18 protein-coding genes and 1 tRNA gene are annotated in these 20,886 nt (G+C 39.9%); 6 read left to right on the forward strand and 13 right to left on the reverse strand.

Translation table 11 applies throughout. The features are described 5' to 3' along the window. Positions 1–52 precede the first annotated feature (52 nt). From L1283_RS19345 to L1283_RS19365, 5 genes are all read right to left on the reverse strand, one after another. Positions 53–1,603: a RagB/SusD family nutrient uptake outer membrane protein gene (locus tag L1283_RS19345; protein WP_286848170.1), complete on the reverse strand. Its 1,551-nt coding sequence runs from the start codon at positions 1,601–1,603 to the stop codon at positions 53–55. Between the two features lie 18 nt (positions 1,604–1,621). Next, positions 1,622–4,894, reverse strand: a complete 3,273-nt coding sequence (locus L1283_RS19350) for a TonB-dependent receptor (RefSeq protein WP_312352597.1) — start codon at positions 4,892–4,894, stop codon at positions 1,622–1,624. A 35-nt stretch (positions 4,895–4,929) separates the two neighbouring features. Further along, positions 4,930–6,069: a FecR family protein gene (locus L1283_RS19355; RefSeq protein ID WP_286849322.1), complete on the reverse strand. Its 1,140-nt coding sequence runs from the start codon at positions 6,067–6,069 to the stop codon at positions 4,930–4,932. Between the two features lie 67 nt (positions 6,070–6,136). Further along, positions 6,137–6,694 carry an RNA polymerase sigma-70 factor gene (locus L1283_RS19360; RefSeq protein ID WP_286849325.1) on the reverse strand — a complete coding sequence of 186 codons (558 nt, stop codon included), beginning with the start codon at positions 6,692–6,694 and terminating at the stop codon, positions 6,137–6,139. A gap of 212 nt (positions 6,695–6,906) precedes the next feature. Continuing rightward, positions 6,907–7,611, reverse strand: a complete 705-nt coding sequence (locus L1283_RS19365) for a TIGR00730 family Rossman fold protein (RefSeq protein ID WP_167512255.1) — start codon at positions 7,609–7,611, stop codon at positions 6,907–6,909. 115 nt (positions 7,612–7,726) lie between these two features. Here L1283_RS19365 and recR point away from each other — a divergent pair, with 115 nt between their 5' ends. After that, positions 7,727–8,341, forward strand: a complete 615-nt coding sequence (recR, locus tag L1283_RS19370) for a recombination mediator RecR (RefSeq protein ID WP_088161620.1) — start codon at positions 7,727–7,729, stop codon at positions 8,339–8,341. On the opposite strand, the gene L1283_RS19375 is transcribed toward recR, so the two are convergent. Genes L1283_RS19375 through L1283_RS19385 form a run of 3 tightly spaced genes read right to left on the reverse strand, consistent with a single transcriptional unit; the run spans position 8,338 to position 10,501 of the window. Next, positions 8,338–9,534: an oxygenase MpaB family protein gene (locus L1283_RS19375; protein WP_286849327.1), complete on the reverse strand. Its 1,197-nt coding sequence runs from the start codon at positions 9,532–9,534 to the stop codon at positions 8,338–8,340. The genes recR and L1283_RS19375 overlap by 4 nt on opposite strands. Beyond that, entirely contained in the window at positions 9,519–9,872 is a 354-nt protein-coding gene (locus tag L1283_RS19380; RefSeq protein ID WP_286849330.1) for a hypothetical protein, read from the reverse strand. The genes L1283_RS19375 and L1283_RS19380 overlap by 16 nt, the downstream gene beginning before the upstream one ends. A 14-nt stretch (positions 9,873–9,886) precedes the next feature. After that, positions 9,887–10,501 (reverse strand): hypothetical protein, encoded by a 615-nt coding sequence (locus L1283_RS19385; protein WP_088161617.1) that lies wholly within the window; start codon positions 10,499–10,501, stop codon positions 9,887–9,889. A 384-nt stretch (positions 10,502–10,885) separates the two neighbouring features. Here L1283_RS19385 and L1283_RS19390 point away from each other — a divergent pair, with 384 nt between their 5' ends. Continuing rightward, positions 10,886–11,737 (forward strand): AraC family transcriptional regulator, encoded by an 852-nt coding sequence (locus tag L1283_RS19390; protein WP_088161616.1) that lies wholly within the window; start codon positions 10,886–10,888, stop codon positions 11,735–11,737. Positions 11,738–11,814: 77 nt separating this feature from the next. After that, positions 11,815–13,068 (forward strand): amidohydrolase, encoded by a 1,254-nt coding sequence (locus tag L1283_RS19395; protein WP_286849332.1) that lies wholly within the window; start codon positions 11,815–11,817, stop codon positions 13,066–13,068. Positions 13,069–13,149: 81 nt separating this feature from the next. On the opposite strand, the gene L1283_RS19400 is transcribed toward L1283_RS19395, so the two are convergent. After that, positions 13,150–13,737, reverse strand: coding sequence for a hypothetical protein (locus L1283_RS19400; RefSeq protein WP_286849334.1), 588 nt, complete (start codon positions 13,735–13,737; stop codon positions 13,150–13,152). A gap of 547 nt (positions 13,738–14,284) precedes the next feature. Between L1283_RS19400 and L1283_RS19405 the strand changes: the two genes are divergently transcribed. The 3 genes from L1283_RS19405 to L1283_RS19415 all read left to right on the forward strand — a co-directional run bounded on the left by L1283_RS19405 (position 14,285) and on the right by L1283_RS19415 (position 17,368). Further along, a tRNA-OTHER gene (locus L1283_RS19405) sits at positions 14,285–14,346 on the forward strand. Positions 14,347–14,748: 402 nt separating this feature from the next. Continuing rightward, positions 14,749–15,843, forward strand: coding sequence for a slipin family protein (locus tag L1283_RS19410; protein WP_286849337.1), 1,095 nt, complete (start codon positions 14,749–14,751; stop codon positions 15,841–15,843). Positions 15,844–15,946: 103 nt separating this feature from the next. Continuing rightward, positions 15,947–17,368: an RtcB family protein gene (locus L1283_RS19415; RefSeq protein WP_286849339.1), complete on the forward strand. Its 1,422-nt coding sequence runs from the start codon at positions 15,947–15,949 to the stop codon at positions 17,366–17,368. Positions 17,369–17,449: 81 nt separating this feature from the next. Here the strand turns inward: L1283_RS19415 and L1283_RS19420 are convergent, their stop codons facing one another. From L1283_RS19420 to L1283_RS19435, 4 genes are all read right to left on the reverse strand, one after another. Further along, positions 17,450–18,745, reverse strand: coding sequence for a chloride channel protein (locus L1283_RS19420; protein WP_145326763.1), 1,296 nt, complete (start codon positions 18,743–18,745; stop codon positions 17,450–17,452). A gap of 95 nt (positions 18,746–18,840) precedes the next feature. Next, on the reverse strand, positions 18,841–19,299 hold the full coding sequence (locus L1283_RS19425) for a GyrI-like domain-containing protein (protein WP_088161612.1): 459 nt from the start codon (positions 19,297–19,299) through the stop codon (positions 18,841–18,843). 61 nt (positions 19,300–19,360) lie between these two features. Further along, complete coding sequence (locus L1283_RS19430) at positions 19,361–20,218, reverse strand: DUF6265 family protein (RefSeq protein ID WP_075992675.1); 858 nt, start codon at positions 20,216–20,218, stop codon at positions 19,361–19,363. A 35-nt stretch (positions 20,219–20,253) separates the two neighbouring features. Further along, entirely contained in the window at positions 20,254–20,811 is a 558-nt protein-coding gene (locus tag L1283_RS19435) for a DUF4256 domain-containing protein (RefSeq protein ID WP_075992674.1), read from the reverse strand. Positions 20,812–20,886: the final 75 nt, after the last annotated feature.

The raw sequence follows: 20,886 nt of genomic DNA on the forward strand, positions 1-20,886 counted from the left end.
AAAAAAGGCTGTTCAAGAAATTAATCCTTTGAACAGCCTATGCTTGGTCTAATTAATAGCCTGGATTTTGAGTCAGGCTCGGATTTGCCTGCAGTTCCAATAATGGTATTGGAAGGAGCAGGCTATTTTGGTTAAAATTATACTTAATCAACGTGGGGTTGCTCTGTTTGCCGTTATCGCATGTAAATTTTATTTCATTTAGTTTATTCATTACATCTACCGTGACACCATAACGATTTAAATCATCCCAACGTTGACCTTCGAAAGCAAGTTCCAATCGCCGCTCGTTGAGAATGATGGCCTTTAGTGCACTGGAGCTGACACCGGATAAATCGGACAGCCCTGCGCGATGACGTATGACGTTAATGGTGTTTATCGCACCAGAAGTATTTCCCAAGGCGTTTTGAGCCTCTGCTTTAAGCAGAATGATGTCCGCAAGCCGCAAAAGGTAAAAATGATCGCCACTTTGGAAGCTGTTGGCATGTTTTTGCTTTACATTAAATGGTATTTCTGTATCGGCATCTCCACAAGGGTTCCAAAACTCATCTGCCCAAGGGACAGAGAAAAACCAGATGTTGGCATTCTTTCGTTCAGTGTCGCCAGCGCTGTCATAAGCTTCGACTAGATCTTTCGAAGGTGTGCCATACCGGCGCCATTCGTTTTCGTTGATTTGGCCATTTTCATCAAGATCCGGGAAAAAGAATGCACCACCCCAACAGCTTAGATTGGGACTGCCGGCGATATAGGGAATCTCTATGATGGATTCACTGTTATAGTTATGTTTACCGTCAAAAAGATCCGCATAGTTTTGAAGGAGCTGATAGCCACCTTTTCCAGTAATCACTGCATCGGCGTATTGCAATACCTTATTGTAATCTCGATCAGGGCGTTGTGCCCATATCTTGGTCAGCAAGGCATTTGCTGCACCTTTTGTCGCTCTAACCTTGTCGATAGAGGCTTGCCCAAATCCATCGGGAAGATTGTTTGCTGCCACTTGTAGATCCGAATCTATAAAATCATAAACCTCCTCTACAGTTGATCGCTTGATGCGTAATACTTCGGCATCGGTACTGTTGGAGTGTTTTTCCAAGGGTACACCACCGTAAAGTTTGACCAACTGATAATAATGGAAGGCTCTTAAAAATGAAGCTTCTCCAAGAATTTGTTTGCGTCTTTCATCCGAAAAAGTAGGATCTGTGACTTTATCAACATTGTCGATAACGATATTGCATTTTGAGATTGCTCCATACAGTTCTTCCCAATCCCTGCGTACCATTTCATTGGTATTGGTAATCGTATTATAGTCAATTTGTGCAAAGTCTATCTCACCACCACCGGCCGCATGCGCATTGTCCGAACGGATATCGGTCTGTAAAATCATCTCCCATTGATAATAATTGGCATTGCTTCCTGGGCGGGTACCATTGCCTATAAAAGAATTATAGGCCCCGTTTAATGCTTTCTCAATATTGTCTCCGGTGAGATAGGCATTTTCACTCGTTACCGTGGAGGTAGGCTGAAGATCTAAAAACTTTTTGCAGGAATTTAGAGCAAGAGAAGCCAATAAGGCGATGGCTAATGAGGTATATCTAGTTGATTTCATTGTTTGTAAGCTAAAAGGTTAAAAAGTTAGGTTTAAACCAACAATAAAGGTGCGTGCCTGTGGCGAAGTACCAAAATCGATGCCCGGTGCCATATTGGAGCTCACGGTTTGCTGGTTAGTTCCCCCGTACATGCTTACCTCAGGATCTAAACCTGAGTATTTTGTGAATGTTAACAGATTCTCGCCTGTCACATAAAAACGGACCTTATTGAGCTTCCATCTTTCAAGCACTTGTTTAGGTAGGGTATAGGCCAAAGTCATCGATTTTACCCTGAGGTAGGAACCTTTCTCTACAAAACGGGAAGAAATCTGTGAATTGTAGTTGTCATCTGTATTGTTTAGATCCGGACGCGGCATAGTACTATTTTTGTTATTGACTGTCCATCTGTTTAACACGGCAGCACTTTGGTTTCTCGGTTCCCACATACCTTCTGTATAAATACGTGTCGCATTAAGGATATCATTTCCCTGTACACCCTGTAAGAAAAAAGAAAAGCTGAAGTTCTTATAGCTGAAATCATTTGTCATGCCATAAGAGAATTTTGGTGTAGCATTACCAATGATAGCCATATCACTCGTTTGAAGACCTGCTTCAGGATCGGCCATCTGATAGATCATATCTCCGGTGTCTGGATTGACGCCTTTCGCGACATAGCCCCAGAATGATCCCAATGCAACCCCTTCTTTTGCAATCGTACTATTGCCGCGGCCATCAATATTTCCGTCATAGTAGGTCCCGCCATCAATATTCAGTACTTTATTGCGATTGAGCCCAAAGGTAACTGTTGTATTCCATTTGAAATCGTGAACGAAATTTCGGCTACTCAATTCGAATTCGAAACCTTTATTCTGTAGGTCGCCGAGGTTTTTCAACGCAGTTCTGTAACCGGAACTATAAGGAACTCTTGAGTTGAGAAGTAGGCCTACAGTCCTTTTTGCATAATAATCTGCACCAAATATCAATCTGGAATTAAAGAAACTGGCATCCACACCAATGTCGGTCTGGTTTGTTGTTTCCCATTTTAGATTGGGGTTGTCCAAGGTAGCAGGTGTATACCCCGGTACAACCTGATCGCCGATATTGTACGATCCCGTGACGTCAACTAAACCAAGATAGGAAAAGGCCGGAATTTGGCTATTTCCAACCTTACCCCAACTAGCGCGGATTTTCAAATCGTTTACTGTGTTTTTCAGGGAACTAAAGAAATCTTCATTGGATAAACGCCAGCCGGCAGAGAAAGAAGGGAAGTAACCCCAACGGTTATTAGGCCCGAATACAGATGACGCGTCAGCTCTCAGATTTGCTGTAAATAAGTATTTGTCGTTATAATCATAACCGATTTTTGCAATGCCAGAAACAGTGGATACAGCAGCATCTATCGCTGTTGGCATCTCCGTAATCATCGAACCTCCATTAACGGTGTGAATTGCTGGATTAGCAAAATTCTGGGTAGCGATATTTGAGATTGTTGTTTGTGTTTTAGTGGTAATATAACCTAGTAAACCTGTGAAGTGGTGCTTGTCACTAAAAGTTCTGTCGTAGTTTAATGTATTTTCGGACATCCAATACTGATTATCCTGCTGCTGGAGCGTCGCCATTCCTTTATATTTTCTACCCTCCGTCGTGCGGAACGGATCCACAAAAGTGCGGTACTGGTTGTTAAATTTCTCATACCCAAACAGCGATTTGAATTTTACTCCAGGTAGGATATTGGCTTCCACAAAGGCATTTCCTGTAAATCTGTTGTTGATATAGCTGTGCTCGTTGCCTGTTGCCAATGCAACGGGGTTGTCGAGATCCGTATAGAATGGATCTACTGTGAAAGCCCCCTTATCACCGTATATGCCGATGACCGGAGAGCCCAGATAAGCATTCATGATGACTCCATTTCGGGAGTTCTCGTTAATGTCCACATCGTACCAACGGTTGTAAGATAAGCTTGTCCCGACTTTAAAGATTTTATTGATCTGATGATCTAAATTGACCTTGAAATTGACCTTGTTTACTGTATTTGTGATGACTGTACCATTATCTTTTTGATAAGATCCAGAGATGTAAAACCCTGTCTTTTCATCTCCACCGCGTACTGAAGCCTGGTATTTTTGGCTATGGCCGGTGCGGAATAACTGATCTGGCCAGTTCGTATCAGCGGTATATTTCGACCAATCCAAGGCTTCTCCCATCTCAGTCATTAATTCTCTATACTGTGCCGCATTTAGAACGCTAGGCTTTTTTCTGATGGCTGAAAATCCTTGATAGGTTTCGAAATTTACCTGTGTCTTACCGTTTGTTCCTCTTTTGGTCGTAATCAACACTACACCATTGGCTCCTGAAGATCCATAGACAGCGGCAGAAGCAGCATCTTTTAAGACCGAAATGCTTTGAATATCTGATGGATTGAGCTCCGATATATTTTCGGTAGGAACACCATCTACAATGTATAATGGATTGCTACCTGCAGTAATTGTTGAAGTTCCGCGAACTCGAATGGAGAAGCCAGCTTGCGGTTGTCCGGAGGATTTTACAATTTCTACCCCCGCCATTTTGCCTTCCATGGCACTCGCCAATTGGGTCACAGGGCGATCTTCAATATCTTTTGTACTCATGGTTGCAATGGCTCCCGTGATGTCTTTTTTCTTCTGTGTTCCAAAACCGACCACAACGATCTGCTCCAATTGATTGTTGGCAGTTTTCATCTGCACGTTGAGGAAGCTATTGGAACCTACCGTACTACTGATAGTCTCATAACCTATCGAACTAAAGCTGAGTTGATGTGTAGGGGTCGCTTCAATCGAGAATTCACCTTTACTGTCTGTTTCCGTTTGTTTACCTGTTGTTGTATTGCGGATTGTGACCCCTGTTAATGCTTTACCATCGCTATCGGAAACGCGTCCTTTGACAAGCTGTTGTACATTAATCGTGTTTTTTAAGGGCATGTCATCTGTTTTCCTTTTTAGGACGATGGTGTTGTTGACAATTTTATAAGAATACGATAGCTCTTTTAGGTTGTCATCCAGAATTTCAACAATAGAACCATCTTTATGGTTTATTCGGATTTTTTGGTTATCATTAATCTGTGAGTTATCGTACAGAAACACATAAGAACTCTGACGCTCGATCTCTTTAGCAAACTTTGCCAAAGTGTATTCCTTGTCTTGTAACTTGATTTTAGTTTGGTTTACATTCGCCATCGCCAAATTATTTGCATGGGAAACGCATTGGATAGCAAGTAAAGCAGCAAATAGTTTTGCCTTTTTACCAGCCCCTTGGATGGTTTTAAGTTTATACATAATTAGTTGGGTAAGTTTGTTTTATATTAAATAATTTAGAGTTCAACTTCAATTTTATTGCTTTGCAATCGACATTTTATATCCAGGAAGTTGAGGGTCTCAACCAGTTGCTGGGCCGTTGAATTACGTTTTATTTTTCCTGTCAGTTCACGCTTTTCATTTGTTCCTTTATAGACAATATCTACATTATACCAGCGTTTTATGGCGGCGAGTGCATCTTTTATTGGTGTCGATTCAAAATAGAAAAAGCCATTTTTCCAGGCCATTGCCTCTTCGATATTGGCTTCTGCTACGATAAGATTCCCACCTGAGGTAAATGCTGCTTGACCAGGTTTCAGCATTTTTGACTTGCCGAATTGCGAGACTTGTACAGAGCCCGCTATAAGTGTGGTTTTATTGTTTTCATTTGGATAGGAGCTTACATTAAAATGTGTTCCGAATACGCGGATGGTTTGTTCATTGGATCGCACATAGAATGGTCGCTTACTATCGTGGCTGACTTCAAAATAGGCTTCACCAGATAATTTTACTTCACGGCTATTCGACGCAAAAGATTCAGGAAATGTCAGCACGGAGCCAGCGTTTAGCCATACCTTACTGCCATCGGCCAAAATTATCGTATATTCTGTTCCAATCGGCGTTTCAATGGTATTGGTACGGCTAGCAGCGGTATTCTTACTGGCTGTAAATTGATATTGCACGGTTCCGGCAGCAGTTGTAACGACTTTCACCTGTTCATCCTGATGGAGAACGCTTTTTTGGTGGGCAGAAAGGTCAATTTTAGTTCCGTCGGCTAAAGTTAATACGGCTGCTTTAATGCCCGGATGAACTTGCTGTTGCGTCTTCGCGGCTACCTGCGGGCTATCTTCGGTTGTTCTTTTAACAAGGTAAAGGGGCAATATAAATAACAGTGCCAAAGCAGCAGCTATTCCACCCAATTTCATCCATTGTGGAATTCGCTTGATTTTTGACGCTTGGATTTCCTGCTTGATATGTAAGAATAACAGCTCTTTGAGTTGTTGTTCATCTGTTGCGAGCTCCTCGGGGATAGGGAGAGGTTCGCCATTACTTGTTTCATACCATTGTTGCAGTTCGGCTTCTTCTTCAGGGGTACATGTGCCTTGAAGCCATTTATAAGCCAATTGCTTTATCCGGAATTGATTATGATCAACCATATTTAGGGGTTATTTATATATAGAGTCCCTAAATTGGGTTGATACCCTGACAAGAAGAGAAAAAAAATTACAAAGTAATCAGAAAGCGCTGAATACCAGCGCGTATTTTTTTTAAGGCACGGCTTAATTGGGTTTCGACAGTTTTCACAGAGATGTTCATACTTTCAGCGATCTGTTTATAGGAGAGCCCCTCTTCGCGGGATAATTTGAAAACAAGCTGGCATTTTTCAGGCAATTCCGAAACAAGGTGATCTAGCCGAACACGAAGCTCTTCAAACTGAAGCCAATTTTCCGTCGAGTTATCAAAATCCACCCATTCCGTATCATGCTTAAAAGCTTCCTGCTTGTATTGTTGTGCCAGATATTTAAATACTTTGTATTTAACGGCCACGGCGAGATAGGAGGCGAGATTGCTTTCAATTTGGAGTTGATGGCGTCTCAACCAAAGTGAAGTAAAGATATTTTGTACAATTTCCTGCGCATCTTCCAGTGAATTTGTTTTGCGGGCAGCCTGGTAATAAAGCTTTTTCCAATAGCGATCATACAAAGCTTCGAAAGCTAAGCTATCGTCTTGTTGAATCAACACGATCAACTCTTCATCTGAATGGCCTCCAAAATCTTTCATGCAAGACAATAATTTGTTTTTCTATGGTTATACGACGTGAAATGCTAATTGCGCTATAAATGTAGGGACTAAATTATGAATAATGCAACTTTAATAAATAAAAGCTGGCTTTAAGCAGCTAAACGCATATTTTACAAAGGAAAGCAGCTTCGAATAGACAAAAAAAAGGAGTATCTGAATCAACAGATACTCCTTTTTTGAAGAAGTACTTCTTAGAAGTTTGGTTTCAACAAGTATTTATCGTAGAACCGGAAAATATGATCAGCTGCTTCCTCGGCTGTATCCACAATTCGAAACAGTTTTAAATCCTCTTCACTGATATATTTGTTTGAAATCATTGTATTTTGAACCCAGTCCATTAATCCTTTCCAATATTCAGAGCCGACCAATACGATTGGAAAACGCGCAATTTTACCGGTTTGAATCAGTGTGATTGCTTCAAAAAGTTCGTCCATGGTTCCGAAACCTCCAGGCATAACAATATATCCTTGAGAATACTTCATAAACATGACCTTTCTGACGAAAAAGTACTTAAATTCAAGCAATTTGTCGCGGTCAATATATTTGTTGTGAAATTGCTCGAATGGCAATTCAATGTTTAGACCAACAGACTTCCCTCCAGATTCGTAGGCGCCCTTATTGGCTGCCTCCATAATACCCGGTCCACCACCGGAGATAATACCATAACCGCGTTCCGTCAATAAGCTAGCAATATCTACCGCCATTTGATAATATTTGTGTTCGCGTGGGGTACGTGCTGATCCAAATATTGAAACACAGGGGCCAATTTTTGCCAATTTCTCAAACCCATCCACAAACTCTGACATCACTTTAAAAATCTGCCATGAGTCCTTTACTTTAATTTCCTGCCATGTTTTGTTTTCAAATGCGCGGATAATTTTATCTTCTTTTGTAATGTCCATATATAACGTTATACATTTAATTTCTAAAACCTAATTTTTCAAAAAGGAATACAATATAGCTATTTTTTTAATACTAGCTACTTTTTCTGATTATTCTTACATTTGCATTATGAATTTTTCTTCTAAACTTCTCGAGAACGCAGTTGCCGAATTTGGAAAATTACCTGGCGTGGGACAAAAGACGGCATTAAGACTGGTTTTGCATCTGTTGAAGCAATCCGATGCAGATGTAGCGCGTTTTACGGCCTCTATCGATCGCTTGAAAGAAGATATTCAATATTGCCAAGAATGTTTCAATATTTCTGACCACAGTATATGTGAGATATGCGCCTCATTCAAACGCGATAAAAGTTTGATCTGTGTTGTAGAAGACACGCGAGACGTGATGGCCATCGAAAATACAAATTCCTATCAAGGGGTATATCATGTATTGGGAGGGTTAATTTCGCCAATGGACGGTATTGGCCCCGCTGATCTAAAAATCGAAGGGTTAATTAATCGAATCCAGAGAGGTGAAGTAGAAGAAGTTATTTTGGCACTTTCAGCAACAATGGAAGGGGATACCACCATTTTTTATTTATACCGTAAATTGCGTGAGTTTGATGTTAAAATTACAACGATTGCCCGCGGTATAGCCTTTGGTGGCGAGCTGGAATATGTCGATGAGCTGACCCTGGGACGATCCATTGCGACACGGGTGCCTTACGAGCGCAACGTTGGTTAATTGTATTTCAGATAGATTTGTTTCACGCCTTCGTGTACTTTTCTTCCTTTGTCAATTTGTTGTTGTCGCCATAAGCTGTCGGTAACCATACGATTTGCTTTTTTATTTTTTAAGATATTCACATAAGCCATTTTACCGAGTACCGTCTTCTTTAAACCCAATAGTGAACAGGAATAGTCTCCCAATAGATAATGATTGTAGTAGAGATGAATTTCGCGCATGAGCTTTCGTCCCCATTTGTTTGTGGGGTAGGCCGCTTTAATGGGCTCTTCCATTAGCGCTTTTGCTAAAGCTAAACTATCCTGATCTCCTGATTGTTGTGTCATGGTCCAATAATACAAAGCTTCAATGGCTTGCTCCTCTGTGTCGGGGAGAAGTTGCATTGGAATACCCAGCAATGTTCCGATAAATTTCCAGACATGGAATAAACCTTCAACCTCATTTTTCAATACATTGAATTTCATGCGTTTTAGTCCTGTTAGGTAAACAAGAGAAAATCCGAGATTGGTTGCAAGCATATCCCATGTATTTAATGGAATGCCCCATTTTTCTGTTTGCCACTGACCGTGCTTTAGGATATTTAATCGCGCATACGAATGGATACATCGGATGAGTAGAATGGCCTCTATGCCAATATTTCCCTTTTTCAGCGCATCATTGCCTGTGATATCAACCCAAAAGGTTACCGTTTCGGTGAGCCGTTTTACGGCACCTTTTTTTAGTGCTCCCGTAAAGATTAAGGGTTTATTGATCGCACTGGATTCATAGCCTCCCATGAGGACATAATCCCGTAACACAATAAGTCCTGATAAACCAGAGCGTTGACTGAGCCCAATGCCTTGTTCTATTTTATCCCAATCTAACCAAGAAGGGCTGAGATCTAATGTATTTAAAAAATTCAGCAATACATGTTCGTATGCTGCATCAATAGGCTTGCCTGCAAGTGCATCTTTAAGCAGTTGTTGACCTTTATGGAAACCAATTTTTAGGTGTAGCTGCTCGACAAGTTGGTCGCAGCTATTGTCAAATTGATAGAGTAAAGGAGTAAATTGATCGGCAGCAGCGATGGAAAGTTTCGTCGGCAATTTGCGAAGCAATTCGACACCAAGACCCTTTGACCAATAAAAAGAAAATGAACTTGTATTAACTTGATAACGTTCGGGTACTCGCATATCTTCTATTGAATTGTCCAAACGGTATAACTTCCAGTTAGTGCGATACTATCATTTGATTTATTAAACTTAAAGTCTATATAATCCATTTGACACGATGAGAGATCACTACAACAAAATTGACGATCAATTTTAAAATGAAGTCTAAAAGAACCTTCGGTACTATTTGTATAAAAAGTCAATCCACTTATGCTAAAGTCACTTAAATGCGGTGCGCCATCTTTATCTTCCAATTGCTCGATAACGTAATCATTGATTTCTTGCTGATGTTTGTCGATGAATGGTATAAGATCTTGATTGCTGAATGGTATGATTAAATCGTCTTTTTTTAGTTGGATTCTGATGTTAATTTCTGTCATCTTATTATGCTGTACTAATAAAGATCTCTCCAGTTTGGAATATATAAACTGAAAATTGCCTCTGTTTCTTTTTGCGTCTTATGAGCAAATTTACAGAAAGCCTTTAGAATAATTAGATTGATGTGTTCTTTTTCGAAATCAATGAGTCGATTTGAAAAATGAAATCCACCTTCAACGATTCTAAAATCGTTTTTGGATAATTTATGGATGGTTACTGTAGCTACATCATATATATCCAACTGTTCTTCCCAATAAGCAATCTGCTTGATTATTTCATGATAGAGTAATTCCTGACTCCATTTGTGCAGTAATTTCAATGTATTCGTGCTCTTCTTTTGATATACACATATGCTTGTAGCTGTCAGTTCAACGGTTGCTAGCGTTGTGGAAGGATAGATTTTGACCAAATAAGGTTTTCCAAAAAGGTAGTAGGGATTTTCTAGATAGGAATAGGATATACCTTCCGATTTACTTTCTGGCGGGTTTAACTTGATGTACTCTTTAAGGAAAGCAACATCGCAATGTGCCGGAGCATGTACACGATAGGGTGATGAACTACCCGAAATTTGGATATAATCTTTATTCCAGGGAACTATTTCATAAAATATACGACCGATTTCGATTTGCATTTCTCGATTTTAAATTAGATTTGGGGCGTCGGCATTCAATATCGCTTGACACCCTAGCAGCCGCGTTAAAGTAACATTTTTTTATATTAAACAATAGTTATAATCGTAACAATTTTCTTTTATACAGGGAGTCCAAACAATAAGAGTTTCGTTTGAACAAATAATGGACTAGGAGTAACCAACTTCGGACTGTAAGCAGTATGTCTGTACGATGCATCCATAGTAAATACACTTAAAAAAGGTGGACTCAACGTGGACTCACTGTGGACTCACTGTGCTTACAGGACGAAGTTGGTCATAAGTTAGTCGTAATTTGTAGCATTGTTACCAGCTCTCACTAGTTTTTGTTTTTAATATTTAGATACTATCTTTGGAATACTGTTTATGTATCAACCCAACGACCATTTTCCAATATTAGACCTGCAGAAATTTCAGGAAGGGATTATCGCTGACCGCGATTTGCTTTTTCATGAGCTCATTGGCCCTAGAGAAATTAGTGAACCGCACAAACACGATTTTTTTATCCTTTTATTGTTTCAGGAGTCTGTAGGCACACATACAATAGATTTTGACCGTTTTGTACTAGGCGCAAATCAGTTACATCTGGTTTTTCCGGGACAGGTGCATCAGTGGCAGATGGCCGATCCTACCTATGCACTGCAGCTCATGATCAGTAGGCGTTGGTTCGAAAGCTTATTACCTGCGTTGCGATTTCCTATTTCCTATTACCTTAAGCATTTGGTCATTGATCTTTCAACAGCCAATTTCCAGTCCTTATTAACAGAATTCAAGGCAATTGCAGATGATTTACAGGATGGCGAGATCCTATGGGAATTGATTTACGCACGGGTCAAAGTAATTACGCTTCTGATCAGCAAGATCGTTCAGGATAATTATGATGATTATGAACAATATCAGGCTAATCCAATTATGGCAAAATTTGTGCAGCTTATCGATGAATGGTATAAAAGTGAAAAATCAGTCGCTTTTTATGCCGAGAAGCTAAATATTTCGGCAAATTATCTGAATGTGTTAAGTAATCGGGTTTTACAGAAATCAGCTTCATTTTTGATTCAGGAACGTGTGTTACTGGAAGCAAAGCGATTGCTTAGAATTTCGGATAAAACGATCAAAGCGATTGTTTTTGATTTAGGGTTTTACGACAATGCAAGCTTCAGTAAGTTTTTTAAAAGCCATACGAATATGACGCCAAGTCAGTTTAAAGCACAGCCATAATATCTACATAAGCTGTGATAATTCGTACAAAGATCATTGGCTCAAATCACTTAGCTTTGGTGAAAAATGATATAGGCATGAATGAAATCAATCAGAATCAAGAGACATATTTGTTGAAGAATGTATTGCTAGAAACAGGCTTTCTTTATGAGAAGGACGAAATTGTTGCTACGAAAACGGCATTATTTGATATTCAAATTGAGGCAAATAAAATAAAAAATATTGAGCGAGCGCAATCTCTAGCCAATGGAAAAGCTTTTGATGTGAAAGGTAAATTGGCATTGCCACCATTCCGTGACATGCATATTCATTTGGATAAAACATTATACGGCCTGCCCTGGAAGGCGGTATTTCCAAAAAATAGAACTGTAAAAGATATGATTGCCAAGGAACAGGTGATTATCCCCGAGTTGTTGAAAACCTCTGTCGAACGGGCCGAAAAGTTAATCGCGCTTTTACAGGGCTACGGAACAAATTTTGCACGTACGCATTTTAATGTAGACCCAACATCGGGAACAAAGTCATTGGAGCATTTGTTACAGGCGCTGGAACATTTAAAATATTCATTTGCTGCAGAACTGGTCGCATTCCCCCAGCACGGTCTATTCTATACAGAATCGGCGAAACTAATGGAGGAGGTAGCTAAATGGGGGCAGGTGGATTTTATTGGTGGTTTGGATCCCTTTAGTATTGACGGCAGTATTGAGAAACCGATGGACTTGACCGTTCAACTTGCATTGGATAATAACAAGGGAATCGATATCCACTTGCATGAGGGAGGGGAATCAGGTGTTAAGACCATACATTATTTGATTGATAAAGCATTGGAAAATCCGGTATTGCAGGGACGTACATTTATCAGTCATGCTTTCGCCTTAGGTTACATGCCGAAAAAGGACTTAGCACATACGGCCGAACGATTGGCAGAAGCGAAAGTTGGTATCTGCAGTTCGGTTCCTTTTCGCAATATGTTGATGCCATTTCGGGAATTGAAAAAAGCGGGAGTGGAAGTTTTTGCAGGAAACGACAATGTTCAGGACCATTGGGGTACTTTCGGTAGCGGTAATATGCTTCAAAAAGCCAATCTGGCTGCGGAATTATATGGTTATGAAACTGAATTCGAGTTATCCCGTTGCCTTCGTTATGCGACCAATGGCAAAATTCCGCTTGATGATCAAGGGAATTCCGTATGGCCGAAAGTTGGAGATGATGCTAGCCTCCTTTTTGTCGATGCGAGTTGTTCTGCAGAAGCAGTTTCTCGCATCTCAACTGTCTATGGGCTTATCCATCAGGGAAATGTGGTCAAATGGAACAATAGTTCCCAAGCTTAATTGAAAGTAGCAAATAATCATAAATTGAAAATGCCAATTTATCGTCTAGAAAATTGGCATTTTCAATGCTGGGGGTAACGTTTAGTGTAGGAAAGTCGTCTTGCAATAATCTATTTTATAAGAACCTTGCTCATTGACCAATTGAACTTCATTTTTTGTTCGGATGTCATTACCGTAATCAATAAATACGATAAATTTGCTTTCAGTTACTCTGTCGATTTTGACATCCTTGATATCCAATGCGTCGTCATTACCTCTTCCAAATAACCAGGTTTCCGCTGTATATAAGGGGTAGATTTTTCCCCATTTGGCCTTGTAAGCTGCCTCAGCTTTGGGTAGTTCTTCATCTGTGAGGTTGGAGGGCCCGTAAATTTCATTCGCATCTTTTAAAAAGGCTTGGAATCGCTTGGTACATAATGCGTCCTCTTTATCCAGATAGTAACAATATTTCCCAGATGCGGAACCTGTACATTGAAAAATTCCTTTCAACCAAGCTTCTGCTTGCTGATGCTGACCCACTGCCGTGTCTTGCTCCGCTGTCCTTGTGCTGTCTTTGATTGGTATTTGCTTTGCAGGATGATTTGCAGTAGCGCTTTTATGGTCTTGCGCTGAATTTGTACAGCTTGCTAACATGCAAAACAGCCCTATTGTTGCATATAAACTTTTCATTTTTGATATCGTCTTAATATTGGAATAAAATTAGGATATAAATTGGATAACATGATCACGGATTACCACTATATTCAACAGAATATTCATCAAAAAATCTAATTTTCCATTCTTTTTGAAACAATGCAGAGGGCCGTAAGTCTACCATGTCGATTTAAGACGCAATGAATTTGCGTATTTCAGGACTTCTAAATCTTTTTTTACACCAATTATTTATTTTTATCATCTGTATATCAGTACTATAGAGTTTTTCATGGGTTTTTCTTATTTCTTTTTATTGTTACGCAAATTCCCTGCGTAGTAAACCAACGATATTTGTAATGTCAACAATGACAAACGTTCTTTGATGGAAATTATAGCGAAAAGCTTTAAGATATATACTTTATTATGAAGTATAAAAGAGCCTTTCTTCTTCAGATGGCATCCTGGTCACCTGTTTCAGTATAGCAGGTTAGTATTGTTCTCTATGAGCTTCAATATACTGATAAAACGAGAAGTTGAAAGGAAAGTGCTCGTGTTAGAGGTTCGAATCCTCTCCTGTAAAAAAGGTAGCTCAAGGGTAGAGCAAAGCAGTTAGTTGTGGGTCGTAGGTTCGATTCCTACTCCTGAGCAATCAGGATAGTTCAGTCTGGTTAGAATAACAACACAATCGTGTGGGTTCGAATCCCACTTCCATTTTCGGATGGAATAGCATAAGGGTATTGCATCGAACTGTCCATTCGGACATTCAAAGTTAAGACTTTCTTCAAAAAGGTCGTTTGGTAGAAGCTTGCTATCTTTTATCCTGCTTATACGCTGTTTTCATGCGATTGAGCAATTGATTGATGGCCTGAGATTCCTAAGTGAGGTATCTGCATTTATAATAAAATGTCATGACAATAAGATGGGGTATTTGTTCATCGACTTTTGATTTTAAAAAGGGTATCTGGACTTTCGAATCCCGCTTGAGGTCAAGGGATAAAAAATAGCAGTTTTTATAATAGAAATGAGGAAAATTTAAAAGAATATACAATGAAAAGAGTACAACTAACTACAGACGAAATCGGATTGGTTGTTAAGAACAATGCGGTGATCCGTGTTTTGAAATCCGGTAACTACTGGTTGGGATTTGGTGAAAAACTGGAGAAGTACACGACTACTCATCCATTTCCTTCCGGTCGCAATGTCGATGTACTGTTGCAGTTGACAGGTTTTCGCGAATTGGTCGATATCGTTGAAGTGGGTGATACGGAGATCTGTCTTGTTTTTTTGAATGGTAATTTTGAAAAGACGTTAGCGTCTGGCAGACATCTTTTTTGGAAGGAATTGCGCGAACGCAGATTTCAATTAGAAGACATTACGGAGATTGAGATCCCTACATCTGTTAATCGTCAATTGCTGGAGAAGCAGAGCTTAGGCTATTATGTACGTCAATATAAAATTGAACCAAATGAGAAAGCATTGCTTTTTGTGGACGGTGTGTTTGTAGATATTTTGAAGTCGGGAACGTATTGTTGGTGGAAGAATGCAAAAACCATAGCGATTTCAAAAGCTGATATGAGAGTCTTGACGTTGGAGGTGGCGGGACAGGAGATCTTGTCCAAAGATAAGGCACAGATCAGAATCAATTTCACGCTGCAATATCAGATTGTGGATATTGTCAAAGCGCTATTGGATAATAAAGAATATGAAAAGCAATTGTATTCGTTGATGCAGTTGACCTTACGGTCCTATATTGGCCAGATGACTTTGGACGAGTTGATGGAGCGAAAGACCGAAATACAAGGCTATGTCTTAGAAAATACATTGCCACAAGCCGCGGGCTTGGGTATAACACTGTTGACCTGTGGCATTAAAGATGTTATTTTACCAGGAGATGTGCGGGACATCATGAACCAGGTGTTGATTGCAGAGAAGAGGGCGCAGGCGAATAGCATCATGCGTCGTGAAGAGACTGCTTCAACACGGAGTTTGTTGAATACCGCGAAGCTGATGGAAGAAAACAGTATGTTGTTTAAATTGAAGGAAATGGAATATGTGGAAAAGATTGCTGAAAAGATCAATACGATTTCGGTTTCCGGAAATGGACAGATTGTTGACCAACTCAAGCAATTGTTTGTGAAATAAAAGATTAATAAGTTGAAAGAGGTGCAGGTAGCAACGTAAAGAGATGTTGTTACCTGCTTTGGAGAAGTTGTATGGCTGCTCCATCAAAAAAGAACGTAAAAAAATGGAAAATAAAAGAATAAATGGCAATGATTTAATTGCATTAGGATATAAAGAGAATCATTCCTTGGGCGTGGCATTAAAGATCAATAGTAAAAGACACGGTTTTACGCGGTTAGAAATGCTCGAAAAATTCAAGTCTGTCCTGGAAGATCCGACCGGGTATTCAGAAGATGCTGTTTTCGGAATTTTGGCTCATGCCATACTTGGACAAGAGGCTGTTGATAAGTCGTTAATTGCATTGAACGAGACTCCGGCGGAATATACGATTTATGGCGCGTCTGAAATCGAAACAGGGGCAAAAGTACAGATGAATATCGCTATGAAATTGCCTGTTTCAGTTGCCGGAGCGCTGATGCCGGATGCGCATCAAGGATATGGGTTGCCAATTGGTGGAGTACTGGCGACTAATAATGCGGTGATTCCTTATGGGGTCGGTGTCGATATTGGCTGTCGTATGGCTTTGTCTATCTTTGATTTGCCAGCCTCATTTTTGGAAGAGAATTTAATGACCTTGAAAGACATTATTCTGCGTAATAGTAAGTTTGGTGCTGGCAATGGATATTTGAGACATGAACGTGTAGATCATGCTGTATTGGATAACGAATTGTTCACTGAGAACAGCTTCCTTTCCGCATTGAAGGATAAAGCCTGGACGCAATTGGGATCTTCAGGTGGGGGGAATCATTTTGTGGAGTTCGGTATAGTCGAATTTGAAGAAAGAGATGAGGTTTTGAACATTGATAGCGGAGCCTATTTAGGCTTACTGACCCATTCAGGTTCAAGAGGAATGGGCGCCACCATTGCTGCACATTATACAAAATTAGCCAAATCCTTGTGTAAGTTGCCTTACCAAGCTGAAAATCTAGCCTATTTAGACTTAGATACTCATGAAGGGCAAGAATATTGGCTAGCGATGAATCTCGCCGGAGATTATGCATCAGCTTGCCATGAAGTGATCCATGAAAAGATTACGTTGGCTTTAGGGGCCGAATTGTTGGCGAAGGTCGAAAATCACCACAATTTTGCATGGAAGGAAACGTGGAATGGTCAAGAGGTTATTGTCCATCGAAAAGGTGCTACGCCAGCTGCAAAAGGGGTTATGGGGATTATTCCAGGCTCCATGGCTACACCAGGATTTTTGGTTCGTGGAAAAGGGGAGTCGAATGCGATACAATCGGCATCTCATGGGGCAGGTCGACTAATGAGCCGTACGCAAGCGATTAAAACGCTATCTTCCCATGATCTCCATTCGATGCTTAAAGATAAAGGTATTATGTTGCTTGGGGCAGGGATGGATGAAGCGCCGATGGCCTATAAAGACATCCATACCGTAATGGCTTCACAAAAAGATCTTGTTGATGTCGTGGCAAAGTTTTCGCCTAAGATAGTCCGTATGGCAGATGATGGGAGCAGGGAAGATTAAATCATGAAAAAAGCGCCTCAAACGTATTTGAGGCGCTTTTTTATTGTGATTTGATCATGTTTTGTTGATCAATCAGTGAGATTAAAATGGTTTGGCTGTCGCTACTTCCTTATAGGTGTATACATTATAAGGATATAGTTTTTTTGCCAGCGCTTTCGCAATAAAACTGCTAATAAGTAGCGGTGCCAGAAGCAAGTAGCCCCCCGGAACAAGACTTGCGATAATAAAGATTGCTGTAAAGGGGGCATGTATTGCTGCCGAAAGCATTGCCGCAGCACCAAAAAGAGCAAAATTTATAACCACCAATTGTGTGCCTAGGTAATGATTACAAAGCTGTGCAAACAAAACGCCTAACAATGCACCTGTAACAATACTTGGGGCAAAAACGCCGCCATCACCACCTGCACCTAAGGTCAAAGAGGCTACAAAAGGTTTTAAGAGAACAAGCAGGATCAGCGGAAGAAAGTACAGTAAATTAACAGAATCATGCAGACTGCTTTTTAGAATTTCTCCAAGACCATGATAGCTGTCGCCATACAATGCCGGCAAGAAAAAGATAAATGTCCCAACGGTGATTGCGCCCAAATTGACACGGATAAAATTACTTTTTATGCCTGCAAAATAGGACTTTGCATAAATAACAATTTTAGTGAAATATAACGCTAAGATCCCGCCAATCAGTCCTAAAATGGCTACAAAAGGGATCGCCTGCCATCGCCATGCTTTTACCTCAAATGTAAATAAAGGACTTGCATCAAGGTAATAAACAAATACGGACGCCACAGCCATTGAAGTTAGTCCACTAATGAGTAAAGTCTTATTATATCTCCGTGCAATTACCTCAAAAGCAAAAAGAAAACCACCCAATGCGCTTCCAAACAACAGTGTGACTCCAGCAATTACGCCAGCGCAGATCAACTCGGTTTTGTAGGCCCAAGCCGGATGCAATCTCCTATACGCTTGGTTGCCTACTGTAGCTGTGGCAACAACTGTGGAGACTTCAACACCGGTTGAACCACCAAAAATTACAGTTAGAAAACCATTGATATAATGGGAAGGAATCTTAAAAAAAGGCAAATGGTCTTTTCTTGTTTCCAATGTTGTATAGATTTCTTTGATCCCTTTGTTTTTTCTGTTTTGAAAAGCGTATTTCCGTAAAAAATAGATAGCTGTAATACCGATGCTGGGTAGAATAATAAACAGTTTAGGATTCCAGGAAAATACTCTTTCAAACAATTCTTCCTGTACATAACCTGTGCTGTGCTTGAGACTGTATGCCAATAAGCAACAAATGATACTAACGAGAGCTGAACTTCCAATTAATTTTAAATAGCTATATCGAACAACTTTTTTTCTGTATGTCGTATTGCCTTGCATAATGTTTTTCTTTAAATCGGCACAAAGGTAAGTGTTATTTAGTTTAAAATAAATGATTAATATCTTAAGACATACTTTTTGTTACGATAGAGGGCTTACTGGATACCGATGAAAATATCCACTTTTGCGTCTTGTGGATTTTGAGCTTTTTCGCCATATATTTCGAAGTCTGCAGCATATGTTCTTGGTAAATCCGAACTCCATATCTTTTGCCAAGTTTCATAAACGATGCCATCTTCTAAACTTCCTTCCGCGGTAAAGTGTTGGTAATGATTTTCAGCGATATGAATACCATCCAAGTCTTCGGGTACTTCTTCAAGATTGCTTACTTTACAGCCCAAGAAAGTCGTATAAGGTAGGGTATGATCCTTTTCATATTCGGTATAGATACAGTAAAGTTCGTTGGATATCTTGTTGGGAATACGGCTTAATACATCTTCTTTAAAAAAGCGGGCCCAAAGTTCCGGAATGTCCTTAGCTGCCTGTCCATTTTGGTTGCTCGTACGGATGGCGAGGCCAATTATACTGAATGAAGGGATTGTTTGATTTTTCATGTCTTTTAGTTTTCCCCAAAGTTAGATCGGCAAATGACAGCTGTATGTCACGAACAAACAGCTAATGTTGTTTTTTCCAGATTTTATCTACTTGGGACAGGTATTCTGCCAAAGCAGCTGAACCATACCAAGGGTAAAATGAAGCTTCTAAGAGACCATTCTTTATCGCTGGATCGTTTTCTAAAATATGCTTTGCCGCATCAATAGAAGCCATGTTATTTAAGATAAAAAGCCCCCGGAAGTTATTGTCATTTTTCCCAAACGGGCCAGCAACAATCAGTTGCCCATTTTTTACGAGAAGATTGATATTTTCCATGTGACCTTTGAAACATTCATTAATAAATTGTTTGTCTGTTGTTTTATTCTCGCCAGTTTTCAGGAGGACAAAGATGTAGGATTTCATTCCATAATCATCGGCCCCTAATTTTTTTGCGAGTTCATGATCGTAATTTGGGTTCGCTACGGTCGTTGTCGGTACGATTTTAGTCGCATAAAAAGATCTGACTTTTCCCGATTTTCCTTCCACTGCAATATGAAGTCGGTTTGTAGCGACGCGTGTATATCGAATGAAATTAGGGAAATCATGGACCTCATTGACAAAAGAATAGGTACTATCCTGGTAATTTAGCTCAAAATTGACTTCTTTCCCATTGTTTTGTCCGATGACCAGTGCTGTATATATAATTTTATCCTTTATTTTGGTCAATTTTAGGTATTCGCTAACTATCTTTTGGCCATTTTTCAACGCATAGGAAAGGCCTTTTAATTCATGTTCGTTTATACGATCCCATTGTTCGTATTCCTCTTTATTGTCAACCTTCCACGTCCCTTCCAAGAAAGAAGGAAAAGATACTTGTGAAAAAAGGGGTTGAGCAGCTCCCAAGCAAAAGAGTAGGGTGGCGATTAAAATTGTTTTCATATAGGTTTTATATTTTGATACTTAAGTGCTTTTATTTAAAGAAAAAGTATGGTACGAAAGCCCCGTGCCGCATAATAGGAGATCGCGCCATTATGATAGGTGAAAACTTGGTTGTAACGTCTGTCACCAAATAAGGCGCCACCAAGCTTACGAATACCCGCTGGAGTTTGTATCCAGCTGGAAGTTTTTAAATCAAATTCACCTAACATTTGGAGTTGGCGATATTGTTGTTCAGAAAGCAGCTCGGTCCCCATTTTTTTAGCTTCTTCGACAGCGCTTCCAATAGGCTTGTTTTCCTTCCTGTCATCTAAGGCTTTTTGGTCAAAACAGAGACTTCTTCTTCCTTTGGGACTTTCTTCTGTACAATCCACAAAAGCATACTGCTTTTTGTTTGGATCAATAATAACAAGGTCGGGCTCGCCACCGCTCTTTTCCATTTGGAACAAACTCCATAATTTTTGGGGGCTTTCAAGCAATTTATGCACTACTTCGTCCCAGCTGATCTGTGGGTGTCGTTTGGGGAATTTCTGAAACCTTTCTTTTAGCGTTTCAAGTAGCATTGACTGTTCCTCTTGTGTAAGCAAATTTTTCATAATGGTTGTCCTTGTGGTATTAAAATTACGTATTTAATTCAAAAGTAATGTAGCTTGATATTGCAAATGGATTAA

It is taken from the genome of Sphingobacterium sp. HSC-15S19 (assembly GCF_050433745.1).
In the GTDB taxonomy this organism is placed as follows: domain Bacteria; phylum Bacteroidota; class Bacteroidia; order Sphingobacteriales; family Sphingobacteriaceae; genus Sphingobacterium; species Sphingobacterium siyangense.

Excerpts from the sequence above, each read along its gene's own strand:
- L1283_RS19345 (WP_286848170.1), bottom strand. The coding sequence starts at position 1,603 with ATGAAATCAACTAGATATACCTCATTAGCCATCGCCTTATTGGCTTCT.
- L1283_RS19350 (WP_312352597.1), bottom strand. The coding sequence starts at position 4,894 with ATGTATAAACTTAAAACCATCCAAGGGGCTGGTAAAAAGGCAAAACTA.
- L1283_RS19355 (WP_286849322.1), bottom strand. The coding sequence starts at position 6,069 with ATGGTTGATCATAATCAATTCCGGATAAAGCAATTGGCTTATAAATGG.
- L1283_RS19360 (WP_286849325.1), bottom strand. The coding sequence starts at position 6,694 with ATGAAAGATTTTGGAGGCCATTCAGATGAAGAGTTGATCGTGTTGATT.
- recR (WP_088161620.1), top strand. The coding sequence starts at position 7,727 with ATGAATTTTTCTTCTAAACTTCTCGAGAACGCAGTTGCCGAATTTGGA.
- L1283_RS19380 (WP_286849330.1), bottom strand. The coding sequence starts at position 9,872 with ATGACAGAAATTAACATCAGAATCCAACTAAAAAAAGACGATTTAATC.
- L1283_RS19385 (WP_088161617.1), bottom strand. The coding sequence starts at position 10,501 with ATGCAAATCGAAATCGGTCGTATATTTTATGAAATAGTTCCCTGGAAT.
- L1283_RS19390 (WP_088161616.1), top strand. The coding sequence starts at position 10,886 with ATGTATCAACCCAACGACCATTTTCCAATATTAGACCTGCAGAAATTT.
- L1283_RS19395 (WP_286849332.1), top strand. The coding sequence starts at position 11,815 with ATGAATGAAATCAATCAGAATCAAGAGACATATTTGTTGAAGAATGTA.
- L1283_RS19400 (WP_286849334.1), bottom strand. The coding sequence starts at position 13,737 with ATGAAAAGTTTATATGCAACAATAGGGCTGTTTTGCATGTTAGCAAGC.
- L1283_RS19410 (WP_286849337.1), top strand. The coding sequence starts at position 14,749 with ATGAAAAGAGTACAACTAACTACAGACGAAATCGGATTGGTTGTTAAG.
- L1283_RS19415 (WP_286849339.1), top strand. The coding sequence starts at position 15,947 with ATGGAAAATAAAAGAATAAATGGCAATGATTTAATTGCATTAGGATAT.
- L1283_RS19420 (WP_145326763.1), bottom strand. The coding sequence starts at position 18,745 with ATGCAAGGCAATACGACATACAGAAAAAAAGTTGTTCGATATAGCTAT.
- L1283_RS19425 (WP_088161612.1), bottom strand. The coding sequence starts at position 19,299 with ATGAAAAATCAAACAATCCCTTCATTCAGTATAATTGGCCTCGCCATC.
- L1283_RS19430 (WP_075992675.1), bottom strand. The coding sequence starts at position 20,218 with ATGAAAACAATTTTAATCGCCACCCTACTCTTTTGCTTGGGAGCTGCT.
- L1283_RS19435 (WP_075992674.1), bottom strand. The coding sequence starts at position 20,811 with ATGAAAAATTTGCTTACACAAGAGGAACAGTCAATGCTACTTGAAACG.